General features: G+C 70.4%; 15 protein-coding genes. 6 read left to right on the top strand and 9 right to left on the bottom strand.

What is annotated here, in order from left to right; translation table 11 throughout:
• Window positions 1-13: 13 nt before the first annotated feature.
• From EDF47_RS14750 to EDF47_RS14720, 7 genes are all read right to left on the bottom strand, one after another.
• Complete coding sequence (locus EDF47_RS14750; RefSeq protein ID WP_131881262.1) at window positions 14-1,204, bottom strand: family 1 glycosylhydrolase; 1,191 nt, start codon at window positions 1,202-1,204, stop codon at window positions 14-16.
• 12 nt (window positions 1,205-1,216) lie between these two features.
• Entirely contained in the window at window positions 1,217-2,086 is an 870-nt protein-coding gene (locus EDF47_RS14745) for an alpha/beta fold hydrolase (RefSeq protein WP_131881264.1), read from the bottom strand.
• Window positions 2,083-3,876 (bottom strand): ABC transporter ATP-binding protein, encoded by a 1,794-nt coding sequence (locus EDF47_RS14740; protein ID WP_131881267.1) that lies wholly within the window; start codon window positions 3,874-3,876, stop codon window positions 2,083-2,085. The genes EDF47_RS14745 and EDF47_RS14740 overlap by 4 nt, the downstream gene beginning before the upstream one ends.
• The gene (locus EDF47_RS14735; protein ID WP_123293511.1) at window positions 3,873-4,817 is read right to left on the bottom strand and encodes an ABC transporter permease; all 945 of its coding nucleotides are present in this window, start codon (window positions 4,815-4,817) and stop codon (window positions 3,873-3,875) included. The genes EDF47_RS14740 and EDF47_RS14735 overlap by 4 nt, the downstream gene beginning before the upstream one ends.
• Entirely contained in the window at window positions 4,814-5,794 is a 981-nt protein-coding gene (locus EDF47_RS14730; protein WP_111085432.1) for an ABC transporter permease, read from the bottom strand. The genes EDF47_RS14735 and EDF47_RS14730 overlap by 4 nt, the downstream gene beginning before the upstream one ends.
• Window positions 5,791-7,548, bottom strand: a complete 1,758-nt coding sequence (locus tag EDF47_RS14725) for an ABC transporter substrate-binding protein (RefSeq protein WP_235035807.1) — start codon at window positions 7,546-7,548, stop codon at window positions 5,791-5,793. The genes EDF47_RS14730 and EDF47_RS14725 overlap by 4 nt, the downstream gene beginning before the upstream one ends.
• A 304-nt stretch (window positions 7,549-7,852) precedes the next feature.
• Window positions 7,853-8,953, bottom strand: coding sequence for a LacI family DNA-binding transcriptional regulator (locus EDF47_RS14720; RefSeq protein WP_228505604.1), 1,101 nt, complete (start codon window positions 8,951-8,953; stop codon window positions 7,853-7,855).
• Between the two features lie 227 nt (window positions 8,954-9,180).
• Here EDF47_RS14720 and EDF47_RS19915 point away from each other — a divergent pair, with 227 nt between their 5' ends.
• Window positions 9,181-9,333, top strand: a complete 153-nt coding sequence (locus EDF47_RS19915; protein WP_159570996.1) for a hypothetical protein — start codon at window positions 9,181-9,183, stop codon at window positions 9,331-9,333.
• A gap of 187 nt (window positions 9,334-9,520) precedes the next feature.
• Here EDF47_RS19915 and EDF47_RS14715 read toward each other — a convergent pair whose 3' ends face one another.
• On the bottom strand, window positions 9,521-10,222 hold the full coding sequence (locus EDF47_RS14715; protein WP_235035805.1) for a GntR family transcriptional regulator: 702 nt from the start codon (window positions 10,220-10,222) through the stop codon (window positions 9,521-9,523).
• Between the two features lie 90 nt (window positions 10,223-10,312).
• Here EDF47_RS14715 and EDF47_RS14710 point away from each other — a divergent pair, with 90 nt between their 5' ends.
• Window positions 10,313-11,515, top strand: a complete 1,203-nt coding sequence (locus tag EDF47_RS14710; RefSeq protein WP_131881269.1) for an MFS transporter — start codon at window positions 10,313-10,315, stop codon at window positions 11,513-11,515.
• Window positions 11,516-11,659: 144 nt separating this feature from the next.
• Here EDF47_RS14710 and EDF47_RS14705 read toward each other — a convergent pair whose 3' ends face one another.
• Window positions 11,660-12,823, bottom strand: a complete 1,164-nt coding sequence (locus EDF47_RS14705; protein ID WP_131881271.1) for a hypothetical protein — start codon at window positions 12,821-12,823, stop codon at window positions 11,660-11,662.
• A gap of 187 nt (window positions 12,824-13,010) precedes the next feature.
• Here EDF47_RS14705 and EDF47_RS14700 point away from each other — a divergent pair, with 187 nt between their 5' ends.
• The 4 genes from EDF47_RS14700 to EDF47_RS14685 are packed head-to-tail and all read left to right on the top strand — an operon-like array spanning window position 13,011 to window position 19,430.
• Window positions 13,011-14,369, top strand: coding sequence for a sugar ABC transporter substrate-binding protein (locus tag EDF47_RS14700; RefSeq protein ID WP_123293506.1), 1,359 nt, complete (start codon window positions 13,011-13,013; stop codon window positions 14,367-14,369).
• Complete coding sequence (locus tag EDF47_RS14695) at window positions 14,366-15,457, top strand: sugar ABC transporter permease (protein ID WP_123293505.1); 1,092 nt, start codon at window positions 14,366-14,368, stop codon at window positions 15,455-15,457. Before EDF47_RS14700 ends, EDF47_RS14695 begins: the two co-directional genes overlap by 4 nt.
• Window positions 15,454-16,389, top strand: coding sequence for a carbohydrate ABC transporter permease (locus EDF47_RS14690; protein WP_111085425.1), 936 nt, complete (start codon window positions 15,454-15,456; stop codon window positions 16,387-16,389). Before EDF47_RS14695 ends, EDF47_RS14690 begins: the two co-directional genes overlap by 4 nt.
• Window positions 16,386-19,430 carry a glycoside hydrolase family 2 TIM barrel-domain containing protein gene (locus EDF47_RS14685; protein ID WP_131881273.1) on the top strand — a complete coding sequence of 1,015 codons (3,045 nt, stop codon included), beginning with the start codon at window positions 16,386-16,388 and terminating at the stop codon, window positions 19,428-19,430. The genes EDF47_RS14690 and EDF47_RS14685 overlap by 4 nt, the downstream gene beginning before the upstream one ends.
• Window positions 19,431-19,501: the final 71 nt, after the last annotated feature.

Raw genomic sequence — 19,501 nt, 5'->3', positions numbered from 1 at the left:
TCGAGCCGGCGGGCTACTCCGCCGTCTCGATGGCGTTCGCCTGGGCGACCTTCCCGTACCAGTGCGCGGACGGCTTCGGCGTGCGCTCGAACGTCTCCGGGTCCCACGACACCAGGCCGAAGGTCGGACGGAAGCCGGACGCCCACTCGTAGTTGTCCAGGAGCGACCAGTGCTGGTAGCCGAGGACCTCGATGCCGTCGTCGATGCAGCGGTGGATGCCCTCGAGCGCGCCCTGCGTGTAGGCCTGGCGACGGGTGTCGTCGGCGGTGGCGATGCCGTTCTCGGTGATCATCAGCGGGACACCGCCGGACAGCTCCCACGCGCTGCGCAGCCCGTCGGCCGAGGCCTCCGGGTAGAACTCCCAGCCGGTCAGGGTCGTCTCGACGTCGTCCGCCACGGGCAACGGACCGGAAGCGCCGATGAACGTCCGGGTGTACGCCTGCACGCCGAGGAAGTCGTCGCCGGCGGCGTTCTCGAGGTACCAGTCGTCGCGCGGGTACCCGTACTCGCGGAGCATCGCGTCCGCGCCGAGCTCACCGTTGGACTTGAACGCCTGCGTCGCGACGGTCCAGCCGCTCTGGATGCCATCCACCTGGGAGAGCACCTCCCGCGAACGCTTGTGGGACTCGAGCAGGGCGTCGGCGACGCCCAGGTCCGGGTTCGGCAGGCCGTACGCCACCAGGTTCGACGCGTCCTCGCCGCCGGCGAGCATCGCGGCGATGTTCGGCTCGTTGATCGTGCAGACGTACCGGACACCATCGGACACCACGGGCAGCGCGGCTTCGGTGTAGCGGGCGAACAGGTCGGCCGCGTCGGGTGCGCGCCAGAAGCCGTCGCGTTCGAACCAGCGGGGCACCGTGAAGTGCATGAGCGTGACGATCGGCTCGATGCCGAACTCGTGGCAGGCGTCGACCATGCGGCGGTAGTGGTCGATCTCGGCGCGGCTGACGAACCCGCGTTCCGGCTCGATGCGCGCCCACTCGATGCTGAACCGGTACGAGTTCAGGCCGAGCTCGGCGGCGATCCGGATGTCCTCGCGGTAGCGGTGGTAGCTGTCCGCGGCGTCGCCGGACGGCTCGACGATGGTGGTGTCCGGCTCGTGCTCGTGCACCCACCAGTTCGAGTTGACGTTGTTGCCCTCGATCTGGTGCGCGGCGGTGGCGGCACCCCAGAGGAAGCCCTTCGGGAAGTCGAGCGTGCTGATGACGGGGTCCTTTCAGTGGGCGTTCATGAACGCATCGAAGACGGCGACCGTGCCGAGCGGGTTCTCGATCTGGGGGCCGTGGTAGCTCTCGGCGATCACCTCGTACGACGAACCGAGACGCGAGGCCATGTCCGCCTGCCACGGGATCGGCCAGGCGCCGTCCCAGACGCCGTGCGCGACGAGCACCGGCAGTCCGGTCGCGCGGAGTTCCTCGGTGGTGTCGGTGCGGTCCTCGAGGATCGCTGCACCACCGAGCACGCTGAGGACGCTCGTGTGGTCGAAGCGCTCGCGGACCATCCGGGCGTCGTCGGGGAGCTCGGCGTCGGGGCGGCCGGCCCAGAGCGGGTTCTGCGCGTCGAACAGCGCACGGTTGGAGCACGTGTCGGCGACGATCGTCTTCTCGGCGGCCTTGCGGTACGACCAGCCGTGCGGGCCGGAGCAGAACATCGTCACGTCGCGGAACGACGTCGGCGAGGCGATCGCTGCGGCGCGGACGATCACGCCGCCGAGCGAGTGGCCGATGAGGTGCACCGGAGCGCCGTCGTCGAGCAGTCCGGCGACGCGGACGACGTCGGCGGCCTCCTGCTCGAGCGTGTACGCGGTGCGGTCGTCGGGCGAGACCGAGTCGGCCTGTCCACGGCGGCTGATCGCCACCGCCGACCACCCGGCGTCGCGGAGGAGCGGCAGGAACGTGCGCCAGTCCTCCTTCGAGCCGGTGTAGCCCGGGACGATGAGCACGACACCCTTCGACACCCCGGACGGCACGATCCGGTACGCCGTGAGGCGACCGATCGGCAGGTCGATGCCGACGACGTCGACACCGTCCGGCGTCGGCAGGTGGCCGAACGCCGGCACCGCCGGGAAGTCGTGCAGCGTGGTCACAGCCGGCCCTCCGCGAGGGCGCGGCGGGGGTTCGGCACGGCGTCGAGCAGGGCGATCGTGTACGGGTCCTGCGGGTTCTGCAGCACCTCGGCCGTCCGTCCCCGCTCGACCACGGCACCCTCGTGGAGCACCATGATGTCGTCGGTGATGAGCCGCGCGCTGAGCAGGTCGTGCGTGATGTAGAGGAGCGAGACGCCCCACTGCTCGCGCAGGTCCTCGAGCAGGGCGAGCACGCCGGCGCGCAACGTCACGTCGAGCATCGAGACCGGCTCGTCGGCGATGATCACCTGCGGGTCGGACGCGAGTGCCCGGGCGATGACGACGCGCTGCCGCTGCCCACCGGAGAGCTGGTGCGGGAGCTTCTGCGCGAACTGCTCGACCGGGGTCAGGCCCACGGTCTCGAGGAGCTCGAGCACGCGGCGTCGGGCGTCCTGCCCCTTCAGGTCCGTGTAGTTCGCGATCGGGCGGGAGAGCGTGTACTCCACGGTGTGCAGCGGGTTGAGCGCCGCGTACGGGTCCTGGAACACCATCTGCACCTCGGACCGGAGGTCCCGCAGGCCGCGCTTGCCCAGGCGTGCGACGTCGAGGTCGCCGAACCGGACGGTGCCGGTCGTCGGCTTCTCGACCCCGGTCAGGAGCTTCGCGATGGTCGACTTGCCCGAACCGGACTGGCCGACCAGGGCGAGCGACTGCCCCGGCTCGAGGGTGAACGACACGTCGCGCACCGCCTGCACCGGCTGCTCGCCGCGGCGCGGAGCCGGGTAGGTCTTCACGATGTTCGAGACGACGATCGGGTTCTTCGCCGCCGATCGCTCACGCGACCCGACGGTGCTGAACGACGACGTGGCCTCCTGCCGCTTCTCGCCGGACGTCGCACGCTGCGACCGGTCCGGGAACCCGGGCAGGGACACGATCTCGGCCCGCGGGTCGGCGTAGTGCGACAGCAGCATCTGCGTGTACTCGTCCTGCGGGTTGCGCAGGAGCTCCTTCGAGCCGCCGTCCTCGACGATGCGGCCCTCGTGCATGACGAGCACGCGCTCGGTGGCCTCGAGCACGATGCCGAGGTCGTGGCTGATCAGGATCGCCGTGAAGCCCTCGGCCTGCTGCAGCTCGATGATCGTGTCCATGACGGCGTGCTGCACGAGCACGTCGAGTGCCGTGGTCGGCTCGTCGAACACCATGAGCTGCGGTTCGAGCGACAGGGCCAGGGCGATCGAGACACGCTGCCGCATGCCGCCGGAGAGCTCCCCGGGGAACCGGGCGAGCATCGACGTCGGCAGCTTCACCTTCTCGATGAGCTCCTTCATCCGGGCGTCCCAGCGGTCGCGTGACACGTGGCCGTGCGCCTTGAAGATGTCGATGAAGTGGTTCCGGACGGTGCGCACCGGGTTGAGCGCGTTCATGCCGGACTGCAGCACCATCGCGAAGCCGCCCTGGCGCTGCTGCCGGAGCGCTTCCTCGTCGAGGTCACGGATGTCGTGACCGTTGAAGACGATGCTGCCGCCGTTCGTCCGCGCCGGCGGCTTCTGCAGACGCGTCAGCGCGTAGCCGAGCGTCGACTTGCCCGAACCGGACTCGCCCACCAGGCCGACGAACTCGCCCTTCCGCAAGCTGAACGACACGTGGTCGACCGCCTGCACGGCCGTCTGGCCGGCCGATTCGTACACGACCGACAGGTCGCGGACGTCCAGTAGGACGCCCTGGGCGTCACCACCGTCGGACGGGAGGCCCGTGGCGGCGCCGTCCCGCGCCTCCAGGCCGTCATCTGCGTACGTTCGCGAGCCGCTCATGCGGTCGCCTCCTTGCGCTTCGGGCGCGCGCCTTCGCGCAGCCGCGGGTTGGACACGGCGTCGACGCCGAAGTTGATCAGGGTCAGGCTCATCGCGAGCAGCGCGATGCAGAGACCGGGGGCGAAGAGCAGGATCCACTGGCCGGTGAGCAGCGCGTTGGAGTTCTGCGCCCAGTAGAGGATCGTGCCCCAGCTGACGATCGACGAGTCGCCGAGCCCGAGGAACTCGAGGCCCGCCTCGGCCAGGATCGCGCTCGTGGCCGCTCCGAAGAAGGAGCCGACGATGAGCGAGGTCATGTTCGGCAGGATCTCGCGGAACACGATGCGGGTCGCACCGTCGCCGGAGAACTGCGCGGCCGTCACGAAGTCGCGACCGCGAAGGGACTGCGTCTGGCTGCGCAGCACGCGAGCGCCCCAGGCCCAGCCGGTGACGACGATCACCGCGATGATGACCGCGATGCCGCCGTTCTGCAGGTACGCCGCGATGACGATCATCAGGGGCAGGCCCGGGATGACCAGGAACAGGTTCACGATGAAGCCGATGACCTCGCCGATCCACCCGCGGACGTAGCCCCAGCTGAGGCCGATCGCGACGGCGACGAGCGTCGACAGGATGCCGGCGACGGCACCCACCATCACGGAGATCCGTGCGCCGTAGATGATCTGGGACAGGACGTCCTCGCCGGCGGCGGTGGTGCCCATCCAGTGGTCGGCGGTCGCGTCGGCGGACCGGGCGAAGCCGTTCTGGCTGGCACCGTACGGGGCCAGGAGCGGCGCGAAGATCGCGACCAGCACGAACACCGCGAGGATGATGATGCCGATCCGGGCCTTCGAGTTCGACCAGACGACGCCGAACTGGCGGGCGATGCTCTTCCACTTGGAAGGAGCCTGTTGTTCGTCGGTGTCCTGGGTCCGGACAGCGACAGTGGCGTTGTTGGTCATCGGCGCGTCCTCGGGTCCAGGACGCCGTACATGACGTCCACGATGAAGTTGGCGATGAGCACCGACACGGTGATCATCAGGAAGAGGGCCTGCATCAGCGGGTAGTCCTGCCCGATGACGGCGTTGAACAGCAGGTAGCCGATGCCGGGGTAGCCGAAGACCTGCTCGACCAGCACCGAACCGCCGACCACGCCACCGAGTGCCAGACCGAAGCCGGTCAGGTTCGGCAGGATCGCGTTCCGCGCCGCGTACCGGACGGCCACGGTGCGGCCGCGCAGACCGTTCGCCTCGGCGAAGGTCACGTAGTCGTCACCGAGCGTGTTGATCATCGCGTTGCGCATGCCGATGATCCAGCCGCCGAGGCTCGTCACCAGGATCGTCACCGCGGGCAGCACCGCGTGCTGCAGGGCATCGGCCGCGAACGCTCCGTTGAGCCCCGGGGTGGTGGTCGCCGAGTAGGCGCCCGTGGTCGGGAACCAGTGCAGCACGTAGCCGAGGAAGAACAGCAGGAGCAGGGCGGTCCAGAAGTACGGGAACGTCGACATGAACGAGCCCGACAGCGTCGGGAGCGAGTCCAGCCAGGTGCCGCGCTTCCACGCCGCCGCGACGCCGATCAGGGTGCCGAGGACGAACGCGAGGATCGTCACGACGCCGACCAGGATGAGCGTGTACGGCAGGGCCTTCGACACGAGGTCGCCGACCGGCTGCGGGTAGAACGTGTAGCTCACCCCGAAGTCGAGCGTGACGACCTGGTGCAGGTAGTTGACGTACTGGTCCCACAGGTTGCCCGTGGGGACACCGAGCTGGGCCTCGATGGCCTTCTTGGTGGCTTCGGTGACGGGGCCGTTCTGGCTGAGCTTCGCCAGCGCGGCGTCCGACGGGCTGCCCGGCATGAGGCGCGGGAGCACGAAGTTCAGCGTGACCGCGGCCCAGAGGGTCAGGACGAAGAGGACGAGTTTCTGGAGGATGTACTTCACTTCTGGTCCTCTTGCTGCTTCAGGATCTCCTGGCCGGCTGCGCTGTCCCGGAGCCGGAGCTTCGAGAAGATGAGCAGCGGTGCGGAGTCGTAGTTCTGCGGGGCCATGTACGGGTCCTCGGCGCTGGGCCAACCGACGAACTTGCCGGTGTTGAACAGCCCCCAGAGCCCGCCGTAGTACATGCCGATCACGGGCAGCTCGTCGTACACGATCTCCTGCAGCTGGTTGAGGATCTCCTGCTGCTTCGCGGTGTCCGTCGTCGCCTTGTACTCGTCGAGGAGCTTCTGGGTGTCGGCGTTCTTGTAGCGCTCGTAGTTGTTGACCGTCGACTTGCCGACCGGCTGGTAGAAGTCGCTGCTGAGCAGGGAGTTGAACGCCTGGTAGACGTCACCGTTGCCCATGCCGCCCATCGCCATGTCGAACGTGCCGTTGTTGATGTTCTGCTGGTAGCCAGCGGGCTGCGGTGCCTGGATCGTCACCTTCACGCCGATGGCCGTCAGGTCGCGACGGACCTCCTGCGCGGCACGGAGCCAGTCCGAGTAGCCGTTCGCGGTCATGATGGTGATGGACAGCTGCTTGCCGTCCTTCATGATCTTCCCGCCCTGCTCGGTCCAGCCGGACTTCGCGAACGCGGCCTTCGCAGCGTCGACGTCCTGCGTGATCATGCCCTTGTCCGGGATGTCCGGGTTGAGGTACTTCTCCTGGTTCGGCAGGATCAGGCCGGTCTGGCCCGCTGCCGCCAGGTTGCCCTCGGACGCGGTCTCGGCGATGTCGTCACGGTTCAGCGCGAGCGAGATGCCCTTGCGGACGTTGACGTCGTTGTACGGGGCCTTCGTCAGGTTCGGGATGAGGCCGATCACGCCACCGGCCGGGAACCACCACTGGTTCGTCTTCGACGCGGCACCCCAGGTGCCCTTGACGTCCGAGATGAACGAGTACGCCCAGTCGTAGCCGCGGGTGACGGTGTCGAGCTGCGTGTTCGTCGCCGGCAGGATGAGGTGCTTGATGGCGATCTTGTCGGCCTGCCAGTACGTCGGGTTCTTGTCCATCGAGTACTGCTGGTCGGTGTAGTTGCCGAGCACGAACGGGCCGGTGCCGACCGGGTTCGGGTCGCGGAACGTCGTGGGGTCCTTCACGCCGCCCCAGTGCTGCTCACCGAGGATGTACGTCGCGCCGATGATGTTCAGGCTCGGCACGTCGTCGCTCTTCAGGTGGAAGACGACGTGGTCGCCGTCCACCTCGATGCTCTTGATGTGCTGCCAGGCGCCCTTGACGTCCATCGCCGGGAACTTCTTCAGCAGGTCGAACGTGAAGGCGACGTCCTTCGCCGAGAACGGTGAGCCGTCGGACCACTCGACGCCCTGGCGGATCGTCATGTCGATCGTGCTGGCGTCCGGCTGGCTCCACTTGCTGGCGAGCCACGGGGTGCCCTTGCCGTCGAGGGGGTTGATCTCGATGAGCGGCTCGTACATCCACTTGGAGGCCGTGCGGGCGTTCGCGATGTACGGGTTGAAGTTGCGGTCGAACAGCGGGTTGCCGTGGTCCGCGTTGATGAGCATCGTGTCCTTGCCGATCGTGGGATCGGGTTCGGACCGGACCTGGATGCTGCAGCCGGTGGCCATGAGGGCCACGGCTGCGAGCCCGGCGATCGCCGCGACGAGGCGTCCGCGTCGTCGCGTGCTGCCGGGGCGCGTTCCGGGAGCGCGGGTCCCGGGGTCGCGCTTGCCGCGCGTGCGCTGTGGGGGAAGCGTCATTGCTCGGTCGACCTCCGTGTCGAATCGGTACTGGGTCAATGTATGCGCTTACATCGCGTCGCGCAACACCGGGGTTCCGTGCCGGGGTGGTACGCAGGCGCGGGCGGCGGCAGCGAGGGTCGCTGCGCACGGTGCGCGTTCCGTCGCCGGGTGCGAGGCTGCCCGCTCCGTGCGCGGTTACAGGCCCGCACCGGGCGGTCAACGTCGCACGGGATGACCAAAGCCGCACGGTGCGGACGCACCGCCGCGCCGCTCGCAGCGCCGTTCGCCGCGCCATGCGCCGCGCCGCTCGCAGCACCGCTCGTCACAGCGCCGGCGGGCAGCTCTCGCGCAACAGCACCTCGACCGGCAGGCGGACGGCGCGCGGCGGTCCCTCGCGGTGGTCCAGCCGGTCGACGATCGCCCGCACCGCCGCACGCCCGAGCTCCCCCATCGGCTGGTGCACGGTGGTGAGCCGCGGCGACGAGAAGCGCCCGGCGTCGATGCCGTCGAACCCGGTGACGACGACGTCCTCGGGCACGCGCAGGCCCCGGGCGGTGGCGGCGTCGAGCACGCCGAGCGCCGACTGGTCGTTCGAGCACACGATGGCCCGGGGCACCTCGTCCGCCAGCAGCGTCGCCGCCAGCTCCCGCGCTCGCGCCCGGCCGAAGTCGCCGTGCACCACCCGGACCGACGACGCCGGCACCCCGTGGTCCGCCAACGCCGACCGGAAGCCGGTCGAGCGCTCCATGTCGTCCGGCGAGTCGATCGGGCCCGCGACGTACGCGAGCGACCGGATGCCGAGCCGCCCGATCACGTGCGATGCGAGCGTCCGCATGCCGGCGCTGTTGTCCACGCTCACGGAGTCGAACCCGTGCGACCGCCGGTCGTCGGCGAGCACCACGACCGGGATCCGACGGGCGACGTGCTCGAGCAGGTCGTCCGGCACGGTCTGCGCGAGCACGGCGAGGCCGTCCACCCGGCCGGCGACGTCGTTGACGATCACGTCGCGCGAGGACCCCCGACCGGCGGCGACCATCAGCGCGAGTCCGCGCTGCCAGGCCTCGGTCTCGGCGCCGCGCAGGACCTCGTCGAAGTACAGGTTCGAGGAGAACGGCTGGGTCACGTGGCGGCGGTCGTCGACCACGCGGACGCCCCCGTCGGTGACCAGGTCCGGCCGTTCGTCGGGCACCACGTCGAACCCGGGCAGCAGCAGTCCGACGACGCCGGTGCGCTTGCCGGCGAGGGCTCGGGCGTTGCCGGAGGGGACGTAGCCGAGGCTGCGGATCGCCGCTTGGACGCGGTCCCGGGTGCCCTCGCGGACGGCGTCCGGCGTGCGGAGCACGCGCGAGACGGTCGCGATCGAGACGTTCGCGGCACTGGCGACGTCGTAGACCGTGGGAGGTGCGGTACGTGGTGCAGCCAAGCCGTGCCTCCCGTCCGACGTCCGCTGGTGCGCACCGGGGCGGCGCGGCCGCACCATCCTAGGCACGGTCCGTGACGGCACTTCTCCACATGTGACGAAAGCCCTTGCGGCGGCCGGAGCGACCGCGCGACACTGTCACGACCTCAGTACGTCCCGTGAGGAAGCGCACCGGCGGGCAGGATGCCCGCGCACACCACGATGCCCACACGCAGGGGAAGGACACCGACATGTCACAGGCGACACGATCCGGAAGCAAGCTGGCGAACCGCGCGAGCCACGACGAGGCCGAGGTGCGCGACGCGCTGCTCGAGCGCACCGACGGCGGCGGTTCGACGTTCGACCAGCTCGACGCGACGGAGGAGCGCGCGGACCGCCCGTAGCGGGTCACGTCCGGCGTCGACCGGGCGACGGCCAGGAGGCGCGGACCGGCAGCTGCTGTCGGGTCGCGTCTCCGGCACGGTCGCGTCCAGTGCCCTGCTCGCGCCACGGCGGACCGGGTCACGCGTCACGCGCCGCGCATCACGCCGGGCCCCGGGGTTCGTGCTCCGTCAGGTCACGCGGATCGCGTCAGCGCTCGGTGGCCCCGACGATCGTCATGCCCGCGCCGCGCAGTCGGCGGCGCTCCTGCGCGATCCAACCGAGCAACCGGTCGTTCGTCCCGGCGACGTGCGCTGCGACGAGCCCGGCCGCACGGTCGGCGTCGCCGTCGCGCACGGCGTCGATGATGGCGCTGTGCTCGTCCCACGCGGCGTCGCGGGCCTCGGGCGTGCGCACCTCGATCCACCGGGTGCGCTCGAGACGGGTCAGGGCATCGGCGATCGCGTCGGTGATGAACCGGTTGCCGCCGAGCGCCGCCAGGTCGAGGTGGAACGTCGAGCCCATCCGGATGCCGGCCTGCTGGTCGGGTGTCGGGCGCAGTGCGTCGAGGTGCCCGCGGACCTCGGCGAGTTGTTCGGCGCTCGCCCGCTCGACCGCGAGTCGGGTGGCGGCGGGTTCGAGCACGCCGCGGAGTTCGGCGAGCGAGGCGATCTCGTCGAGGTCGATCGGGGTGACCGTCCACGAGCGCCCCTCGTGCAGGATGAGGCCCTCGCGCTCGAGCCGCGACAGTGCGGCACGGACGGGGGTCCGCGAGGCGTGGAACCGCGCTTCGAGTCCGCGCTCCGAGATGCGCTCACCCGGCGCGATGTCGAGCGTCAGGATCGCGGCACGCAGGTTGTCGTAGAGCTGGGCCGTCTGCGACACCGGGGTTGCATCGGTCGTGTCGGTCACGGCCAACAACTCTAGCGGGGACACCGTCGGAATGGTATACCGTTGTGGTATACCAATTGCTTCCGACATGAAACGATGCGAGCCACCACGATGACCGCGACCGCCCCACCCCCGACGCCCACCACGATCGGCCGCCGAGCGTGGACGATGCTCGCGCTCGGGGTCGCCGCGCAGGCCGCCGGGACCCTGGTGGTGACGGCTCCCGCTCTGCTCATCCCGTACCTGCACGCGAACGGCACGTCCCTGACCGTGGCGGGCGTGCTCGCCGCTGCACCGACGTTCGGCATGGTCCTGACGCTCATCGCCTGGGGCGCCATCACCGACCGGATCGGCGAGCGGATCGTGATCGCCGGCGGACTCGTGCTGACGACCCTCGCGGTGGTCGGGGCATGGCTCGCCGCGGGCGACCCGGTCCTGCTCGGGCTGGCCTTCCTGCTGGGCGGCATGACGAGCGCGTCGACGAACGCCGCGAGCGGCCGGGTCGTCGTGGGGTGGTTCCCGAAGGAGCGGCGCGGGCTCGCGATGGGCATCCGGCAGATGTCGCAGCCGCTCGGGGTGACGCTCGCGGCCGTCACCGTGCCGCAGCTCGCCGAGGGGTCCGGGATCCGCGCGGCCCTCGTCCTGCCGATCGTCCTCTGCGCCGTGCTCGCGGTGCTCTGCGCCATCGGCATCCAGAACCCGCCACGACCGGCCCGGCACACGGCACCGGCCGACGCGACCGCGAACCCGTACCGGGCGAGCGGGTTCCTCTGGCGGATCCACGCGGTGTCGATCCTGCTCGTGGTGCCGCAGTTCACCCTGTCGACCTACGGGCTGGTGTGGCTCGTCGGACTGGGCTGGTCGACGGCCGCGGCAGGGCTGCTCGTCGGGGCGTCGCAGTTCGTCGGGGCGATCGGACGGATCCTGGTCGGGGTGTGGAGCGACCGGGCCGGCTCACGCGTCGGACCGCTGCGGATCGTCGTCGTGAGCGCCGCCGTCGTGATGGGGCTGCTCGCGCTGGTCGACGTCACGCACCTGGCCGCCGGAGCCGTGTTCCTGGTGATCGCGACGAGCGTCACCGTGGCGGACAACGGGCTGGCCTACACGTCGGTCGCCGAGGCGGCCGGGCCGTTCTGGTCCGGTCGCGCCCTCGGCACGCAGAACACCGGGCAGTTCATCGCGGCGAGCGCCGTCGGCCCGGGAATCGGGGCCCTGGTGACGGCGCTCGGGTTCGCGGCGTCGTTCGGCATCGTGGCCGTGCTGCCGCTGCTGGCCCTGCCGCTGGTCCCGCGCGCGGACCGGTCGCACGACTGACCCGCGCGGTGTGGGGGCGCCGAGGTTCCACGACTCGCCGCACGCGGTTCGCCGAGGTTCCAGAGAACCGCGGCGCGAGCCCCGAGATGCCGAGATTTCGGAACCTCGGGGCGCGCACTCCCGGGGGGCGAGAGAGAACAAGCGCTAGGCGGGGACCACCGGACCGACGGGCCAGCGGAGCAGCGCGGCGGCGGGAGCGCCACCGGGCAGCGACGCGGCGTTGACGAGCACGAGCTCGGCGTCGGTCAGCACCGCGGCCCGCACCAGCGCGCACACCGCCGGCACCGCCCCGATGACGGGCGTCCCCGCGGCCTGCTCCGGTGCGGTGGCGACCCACGGCGCCCCGGCGAGCGCGAGCAGCGCCCGGTCGCCGATGGCCACGGCGTCGAGGGCGACGGTCGCGCCCTGGGCCTGCTGCAGCGCCTCGACGACGGGTCCGAGGCCGGTGACGACCTGGTTGTCGCCACGGCCGACGTGCGTGCGGAGCGAGTCCTCGAGGTCGTGACGGCGGGTGGCGACGACGCGGGCGAGTGCGGTCTCGACGTGCTCGACGAAGGCCTGCTTCGAACCGGCGTCGGCGCGCGGGTCGCCCGGGAACACCGAGACGAGTGCACGGGTCTCGGACGAGAGTGCCTTCACCAGGAGCTCACGGGCGGTGACGTCACCGGCGACGACGACGAGTCCGGGGCGGATCGTCCGAACGGCCTCGTCGACGGCGGCAGCGGTCTCCGACGAGTTCTGCTTCCAGATCTCCTCGGTGTGTTGCTGCCAGTGCGGCTGCTTCCACCCGGTGCCGGCCTTGGCGTAGTGCAGGGTGTCGTTCCGGCCCGCCACCTGCTGCTCGGACGCGTCGGCCGCGACCGGGGCGTGCCCGAGGCGGTAGGCGCGGAAGGCCCCGCCCTCCTTGCCGGCGTGGACCACCAGGAACGGGAGGTCGACGGGACGGTGGGCGACGAGCGGCACGAGGTCCGGCACGGCTCCGACGCCGACGGACTCCGATCCGTGCAGCGGCCCGGGCAGGACCTCGCTCAGCACGACCTCGCCGTCGTGCACGAGCACGTACCGGGTGACGGGCGAGGGGACGCCGGGCTCCTGCTCGAACTCGGTGGCGACGGCGTCGACGACCTCGTCGGACGCACCCTGTGCCCGGAGCCCCTCCTCGACACCGCGGAGCTTGAGCGCCGCCTGTCGTCGGGGATCCTCGACGTTGCCGGAGACGTCGGCGTAGGCCCAGGCCCAGGTGCCGCCGCCCTCCAGTCGCTCTCCCAGGATCCGGTGCAGTTCGCTCGTCGCGTTGGTCGACGTCATGGCAGCTCCTCTCGGACGGTTGCCGGAGCCGATGAGCTCCGGCGCTCTCACGTGCGACCACACTCCACCTCGCCGCCACCGGGCGTCCACAGTCGGGAGCGAACACCCAGGCGCGAATCTGCAACGACGCTCGGTTTTGTGGTTGGCTGACCTGGACCCCGAATCGACGACGAACCGGAGTGCGGCAATGACGCCACGACCACGACCCATCTCCAGACGACAACTCCTGGGCTTCGGCATCGGCACGGCGGCGGCAGGGCTGCTCGCCGGCTGCGCCGTCCCCGGTTCCACCAACGTGAACAAGGCCGCCCTCGTGCCGGCCGCCGCGTCGGGCGAGACCGTCCAGCTCACCTACTGGGCCTGGTTGAAGGACCTGCAGAAGGTCTGCGACGTCTGGAACAAGACGCACCCGAACATCCAGGTGTCGGCGAACTGGATCCCCGGTGGCAACAGCGGCGGGTACCAGAAGATGTACTCCGCGCTGGCGGCCGGCGGCGGTCCGGACATCGGTCAGGTCGAGCTCCGGCAGATCCCCGAGTTCATGCTCGCCAACGGTCTCGTCGACCTCGCCCGCTACGGCGCGAAGGACTTCGAGTCGAAGTACGACGAGGCGGCGTGGGCGCAGGTGTCCTTCGTCGACGGCATCTACGGCATCCCGCAGGACACCGGCCCCATGGGCTTCTACTACCAGACCGCCCTGCTCGAGCAGGCCGGCGGTGAACCCCCGACGACGTGGGACGAGTGGCGCGACCTGGCCGAGAAGGTCCGGAAGACGGGCAAGCAGAACTACCTCGAGGTGTTCCCGGTCTCGGACGCGTCGCCGTTCGCCGCGTACGCGCAGCAGGCCGGCGCCCGCTGGTTCAAGGTCGACGGTGACGAGTGGGTCGTCGACATGACCGACGACAAGACCCTGATGGTCGCGGACTTCTTCGACGGGGTCATCGACGACAAGCTCGTCGACACCAGCGCCGGTGCGTACTCCCCCGGCTGGTACGCCTCGGCCGCGAGCGGCAAGATCGCCGCGGTCACGAGCGCGAGCTGGGGTGACGCCCTGATCGAGTCCGTGCAGGGCGGCGAGGGCAAGTGGAAGGTCGCCCCGATGCAGAAGTGGGGCGCCGACGGCTTCGGCTCGAGCGCCATCGGTGGTTCGACGGCGGCGGTCCTGGCGAACGCGAAGCACCCGAGGGAGGCGCTCGAGTTCATCACGTGGATGACCACCTCGAAGGAGGGCATCGACGCGATGATCAAGCACTGCGGCATCGGCTGGTCGCCCGCGGTCGACTACATCGGCAAGCAGCGTGAGCAGCCGTCGAAGTGGTTCTCCGGCCAGAACTACAACGAGGACGTCTTCGTGCCGGCCTCGAAGGAGCAGAACATCGACTGGTCCTGGTCCCCCGTGACCCAGTCGGCGTTCACGAGTCTGCAGAACCAGTTCCGCCGCAAGCTCACCTCCGGCCTCAAGCTCTCCGACGCGGTGGAACTCGCGCAGCGGGAGATCGTCCAGTCCTTCAAGGACAAGGGCCTCAGCGTCAGGACGGCACGATGAGCCAGCAGACCAGCACGCGACCCGCCTTCCGCACGAGCACGAAGGCCACGAGTGCGCAGAAGCGTGCCCCGTGGATCTTGCTCGCGCCGTTCCTGGCCCTGTTCCTGCTGACGTTCATCATCCCGATCATCAGCGCCCTGTTCCAGTCGTTCACGACCGTCGACCGTGAGGGCCTGTTCGGCGAGGACGGCGTCGTCGGCAAGTTCGCCGGCTTCGACAACTACGCGATCGCGCTGCAGGACTCCGGCTTCGTCGCCTCGATCGGCCGCATGCTGCTCTTCGGCATCGTGCAGGTCCCGGTGATGATCATCGCCTGCACGATCCTGGCGCTGCTGCTCGAGTCGGCGAGCGCCCGCTGGCCGGGCTTCTTCCGCGCGATCTACTTCATGCCGTACGGCGTCCCCGGCGTCATCGCGACGATCCTGTGGTCGTTCCTGTACGTGCCCGGCCTGTCGCCGATCGTGTCCCTGCTGCAGTCGATGGGGCTGCAGCCGGACTTCCTCGGCGCCAACAGCGTGCTGTGGTCGATCGCGAACATCGTCACGTGGACCTACACGGGCTACAACATGCTCATCATCGTGGCGCAGCTCAAGTCGATCCCCGGCGAGGTCTACGAGGCCGCCAAGATGGACGGCGCCGGCCCGTTCCAGGTCGCGTGGCGGATCCAGATCCCGCTCATCGCGCCGGCCCTGGTGCTCACCACGGTGTTCTCGATCATCGGCACACTGCAGCTCTTCGCCGAGCCGCAGATCCTGTCCACGGTCGCCCCGGCGATCGACACCGAGTACACGCCGAACTACGCCGCGTACACGAACGCGTTCGCGTTCAACGAGTACGGCGTCGCGAGTGCGCAGGCGGTCATCATCGCGCTGGCCGCGTTCATCCTGTCGTTCGCGTTCCTCGCGTTGACGAACCGCGCGCCGAAGGACGAACGCGACCGGCGCAAGCGCGCCAAGCGTGACGGCCTGGAGGCCCGCACCGCGCTCCAGACGCGCGCTGCGGCGGGCAGCACCGGTACTTCCCAAGCCGCACCGGGCCTCCAGGCCAGGTCCGGTCTGCAGAACGGAACGAAGGGGGCGGACGCATGACCAGCGAAGCCATCGAAGCGCCGGCCACGGCGAAGACCGCCGTCCCCGTGGACACCACGTCGATCTCGGCGCACCAGCGCCGCAAGCTCGACCGGTCTCCCCGCTCGCAGATCGTCGTGACGGGCATCCTCGTCATCGTCGCGCTGTACTTCCTCGTCCCGCTGTACTGGGTGGTCATCGCCGCGACGAAGACGACCGGCGCGCTGTTCTCGACGAACGGGTTCTGGTTCGGCGGCGAGTTCGCACTGTGGAGCAACCTGCAGCAGGTGTTCACCTACGACGGCGGCATCTTCGTCCGGTGGATCGCGAACAGCATCCTGTACTCCGGCGTCGGTGCGGTCCTGGCGACCTACTTCGCCGCGGCCGGCGGGTACGCCCTGGCGAAGTACGACTTCAAGGGTCGGCAGTTCGTGTTCGGCACGATCCTCGGCGGCGTGCTCGTGCCCGGGACCGCGACGGCGCTGCCGCTGTTCCTGCTGTTCTCGACGCTGGGCCTGACCGACACGTACTGGAGCGTGCTCATCCCGAGCCTCGTCTCCCCGTTCGGCCTGTTCCTGTGCCGGGTGTACGCAGCGGCGTCGGTGGACACCACGCTGCTCGAACAAGCACGCATCGACGGTGCCAGCGAGCTCCGGATCTTCCACACCGTCGTGCTCCGGCAGATGACCCCGGCCCTGGTGACCGTGTTCCTGTTCCAGGTCGTCGGCATCTGGAACAACTTCTTCCTGCCGCTCATCATGCTGGCAGACCAGAAGCTGTACCCGATCACACTGGGGTTGAACAACTGGCGCTCGCAGGTCGACCGCCTGCCGGAGTTCTACCAGCTCACCACCGGCGGGGTGCTCGTCTCGGTCATCCCGCTCGTCATCGCCATCATCGTCCTGCAGCGCTTCTGGCGCGGGGGCCTCACGGAAGGATCGGTCAAGGGTTGACCAACTCCGCACTCGACGACCTCCACTCGACCTCGCCGGGTTCGGCATCACGGCTCCCTCCGCGGGCCGCGCTCCACACCGACGCACCCTCGCTGTCACTGAACGGCGACTGGCGCTTCCGGTGGTCGCCGGTCGCATCGGTGTCCGACGCGTTCGCCACCGACGCCGCCGTGGAGGACGACCCCGCGTGGGGCGAGCTCCCGGTGCCGTCGCACTGGGTGCTGCACGGGCACGGGTCGCCGAGCTACACGAACCTGCAGTACCCGTTCCCGATCGACCCGCCGCACCCGCCGGACGAGAACCCCACCGGTGACCACCGGCGCACGTTCGAGCTGCCGTCGTCGTTCGCGGCGGCCGGTCGGGTGCTGCTGCGGTTCGACGGTGTCGAGTCGCACTTCCGGGTGTGGTTGAACGGCACGCTCGTGGGCTGGTCGACCGGGTCCCGCCTGGCGACCGAGTTCGACGTCACGCAGCTGCTCCGTCCGGGGTCGAACGACCTGGCCGTGCGGGTGCACCAGTGGTCGGCGGCCTCCTACCTGGAGGACCAGGACCAGTGGTGGCTGCCCGGGATCTTCCGCGACGTCACGCTGCTCGCCCGTCCGACGGCGCCGATCGACGACGTGTTCGTGCGCGCCGGGTGGGCACCGACGCTCGGCAGCGCCGCGACGGCCGGGACCGCTGCGTCCGGACGCCCGGCGACCGGCAGCGGGACGATCACGTTCCCGACGCTGGACGCTGGCTTCCCGGTGCGGTTCGCGGTGCCCGACCTCGGCGTCGACGTGACGTGGGCGACGGCCGACGAGGTCGCGCCGATCGAGGTCGAGGGCGTCGAGCCGTGGAGCGCGGAGCTGCCGAAGCTCTACGACGCGACGGTGTCGACCGGCACGGACGCCGGCGGTGCCGCCGGTGGCGAGACCGTCTCGTTGCGGCTCGGCTTCCGCACCGTGTCGATCGAGGGCGACCGGTTCCTGGTGAACGGCGAGCGCGTGGTGTTCCACGGCGTGAACCGGCACGAGACCCACCCCGTCCGCGGCCGCGTCTTCGACGAGGAGCACGCCCGCGCGGACATGGCGCTCATGAAGCGCAACAACGTCAACGCGATCCGCACCTCGCACTACCCGCCGCACCCCCGCGTGCTGGACCTCGCCGACGAGCTCGGCTTCTGGGTGATCCTCGAGACCGACCTCGAGACCCACGGGTTCATCTTCACCGGCTGGGTCGGCAACCCGTCGGACGACCCGGCATGGGCGGACGCCTACCTCGACCGCGTCGCACGGACCGTCGAGCGGGACAAGAACCACCCGTCCATCGTGATGTGGTCGCTCGGCAACGAGTCCGGCACCGGCCGGAACCTGGCGGCGATGTCGCAGTGGGTGCACGACCGCGACGCCGAGCGCCCCGTGCACTACGAGGGCGACTACACGGGCGAGTACACCGACGTGTACTCGCGGATGTACCCGTCGCTGCAGGAGACCGAGTCCATCGGCGGCGGCACCCCGACGCCCCTGCTCGGCTGCGGCCCGGCCGAGGCCGCACGGCAACGCTCGAAGCCGTTCATCCACTGCGAGTACGTGCACGCCATGGGCAACGGCCCCGGCCAGATCGCCGAGTACGAGGCCCTGGTCGACCGGTACCCGCGCCTGCACGGCGGGTTCGTGTGGGAGTGGCGCGACCACGGGCTCCTGGCGCAGACGGCGTCCGGCCAGGACTACTACGCCTACGGCGGCGACTTCCACGAGGTCGTGCACGACGGCAACTTCGTGATGGACGGCCTGGTGCTGCCCGACGACTCCCCGACCCCGGGGCTCGCCGAGTTCGCGGCCGTCGTCGCCCCGATCCGCCTGGCGGTGTCGGACACCACGATCCTGGTCGAGAACCGGTACCACTCGGCCTCGACCGCCGGGCTGCGGTTCTGCTGGACCCTGTCGCGGAACGGCGTCGTCGAGGCCTCCGGTCGGTTCGCCGCCGGTGTGGTGGCCGCCCGCGAGTCGGCGACCGTCCCGGTGCCGTCCGAGGTGCTCGACGCGGCCACGGCCGAACTCACACCCGGCGACGAACTCTGGCTCGACCTGACCGCCGAACTGGCGGGCCCGACCGCGTGGGCGGACACCGGCCACGTCGTCGCACGCACCCAGCGGCTCGTCGCGAGCCGTGTGGCGGACGCACCACGGGCCTCCCGGCAGGGGTGGGACGGCGACCGTCTCGGCGACGGGACGTTCTCGGACCGCGGCGACCTGGTGTCCTGGAAGGGACACGAGGTCGCAGGACCCCGCCTGGAGCTCTGGCGCGCCCCGACCGACAACGACCGGCTGGCGTCGCAGGGCGGCTACGAGACGGCGGACCCGGTGCTGACGCACGGTGTCGGTGACCCGGACGCTCCCCCGTCGGCCTCGCGCTGGCGGGACCGTGGACTGGACCGGCTGACCCACCGCCTGGTGTCAGTGGCACGGACCGACTCCGGCCTGGAACAGCGGGTGCGGGTGGCGGCGGCGAACAGCGGGTGGGGCCTCGAGGTCACGCACCGCTGGACCCTGACGTCCGACGGGCTCGTGCTGCAGACCGACGCGGTGCCGTTCGGGGCGTGGGACGTCACCTGGCCGCGGATCGGGGTGCGGTTCGACCTGCCGGCCGGGTTGGCCGACGAGACGGCCACGTGGTTCGGCACCGGGCCGCTCGAGTCGTACGCCGACTCGTCACACGCTGCCCGGGTCGGCCGGTTCACCGCTCCGGTGCGGTCGCTCGGGGTCGAGTACTCGCGGCCGCAGGAGACCGGGCACCGGCCTGCTCTGCGCTCGTTGTCCGTCGGGCCGTTCACGGTGTCGACCGTGGGATCGCACCGTGCGGGCTTCACCCTGTCGCCGTGGACCGCGCAGCAGATCGACCGCGCCGAACACCCGTACGAGCTGCCGACGTCGGACCACCTGTACCTGTACCTCGACGCGGCACAGCACGGGCTCGGCTCCCGCGCGTGCGGCCTCGACGTGCTGCCGGAGCACCAGCTCTGGCCGCAGGCGTTCAGTTGGAGCGTGGCGCTGGCGTAGGGCGGGTCCGGGTCTTCCGGAACCAGGTTCCGGACACAGCACCGCGCATCGGCGGGGTCCCGTGTCCGGAA

The sequence above is a fragment of the Curtobacterium sp. PhB190 genome (assembly GCF_004365385.1).
Classification (GTDB): Bacteria; Actinomycetota; Actinomycetes; order Actinomycetales; family Microbacteriaceae; genus Curtobacterium.
This window is presented reverse-complemented; position numbering and strand designations above follow the sequence as displayed.

Excerpts from the sequence above, each read along its gene's own strand:
- EDF47_RS14700 (WP_123293506.1), top strand. The coding sequence starts at position 13,011 with ATGACGCCACGACCACGACCCATCTCCAGACGACAACTCCTGGGCTTC.
- EDF47_RS14740 (WP_131881267.1), bottom strand. The coding sequence starts at position 3,876 with ATGAGCGGCTCGCGAACGTACGCAGATGACGGCCTGGAGGCGCGGGAC.
- EDF47_RS14690 (WP_111085425.1), top strand. The coding sequence starts at position 15,454 with ATGACCAGCGAAGCCATCGAAGCGCCGGCCACGGCGAAGACCGCCGTC.
- EDF47_RS14735 (WP_123293511.1), bottom strand. The coding sequence starts at position 4,817 with ATGACCAACAACGCCACTGTCGCTGTCCGGACCCAGGACACCGACGAA.
- EDF47_RS14725 (WP_235035807.1), bottom strand. The coding sequence starts at position 7,548 with ATGACGCTTCCCCCACAGCGCACGCGCGGCAAGCGCGACCCCGGGACC.
- EDF47_RS14705 (WP_131881271.1), bottom strand. The coding sequence starts at position 12,823 with ATGACGTCGACCAACGCGACGAGCGAACTGCACCGGATCCTGGGAGAG.
- EDF47_RS19915 (WP_159570996.1), top strand. The coding sequence starts at position 9,181 with ATGTCACAGGCGACACGATCCGGAAGCAAGCTGGCGAACCGCGCGAGC.
- EDF47_RS14710 (WP_131881269.1), top strand. The coding sequence starts at position 10,313 with ATGACCGCGACCGCCCCACCCCCGACGCCCACCACGATCGGCCGCCGA.
- EDF47_RS14695 (WP_123293505.1), top strand. The coding sequence starts at position 14,366 with ATGAGCCAGCAGACCAGCACGCGACCCGCCTTCCGCACGAGCACGAAG.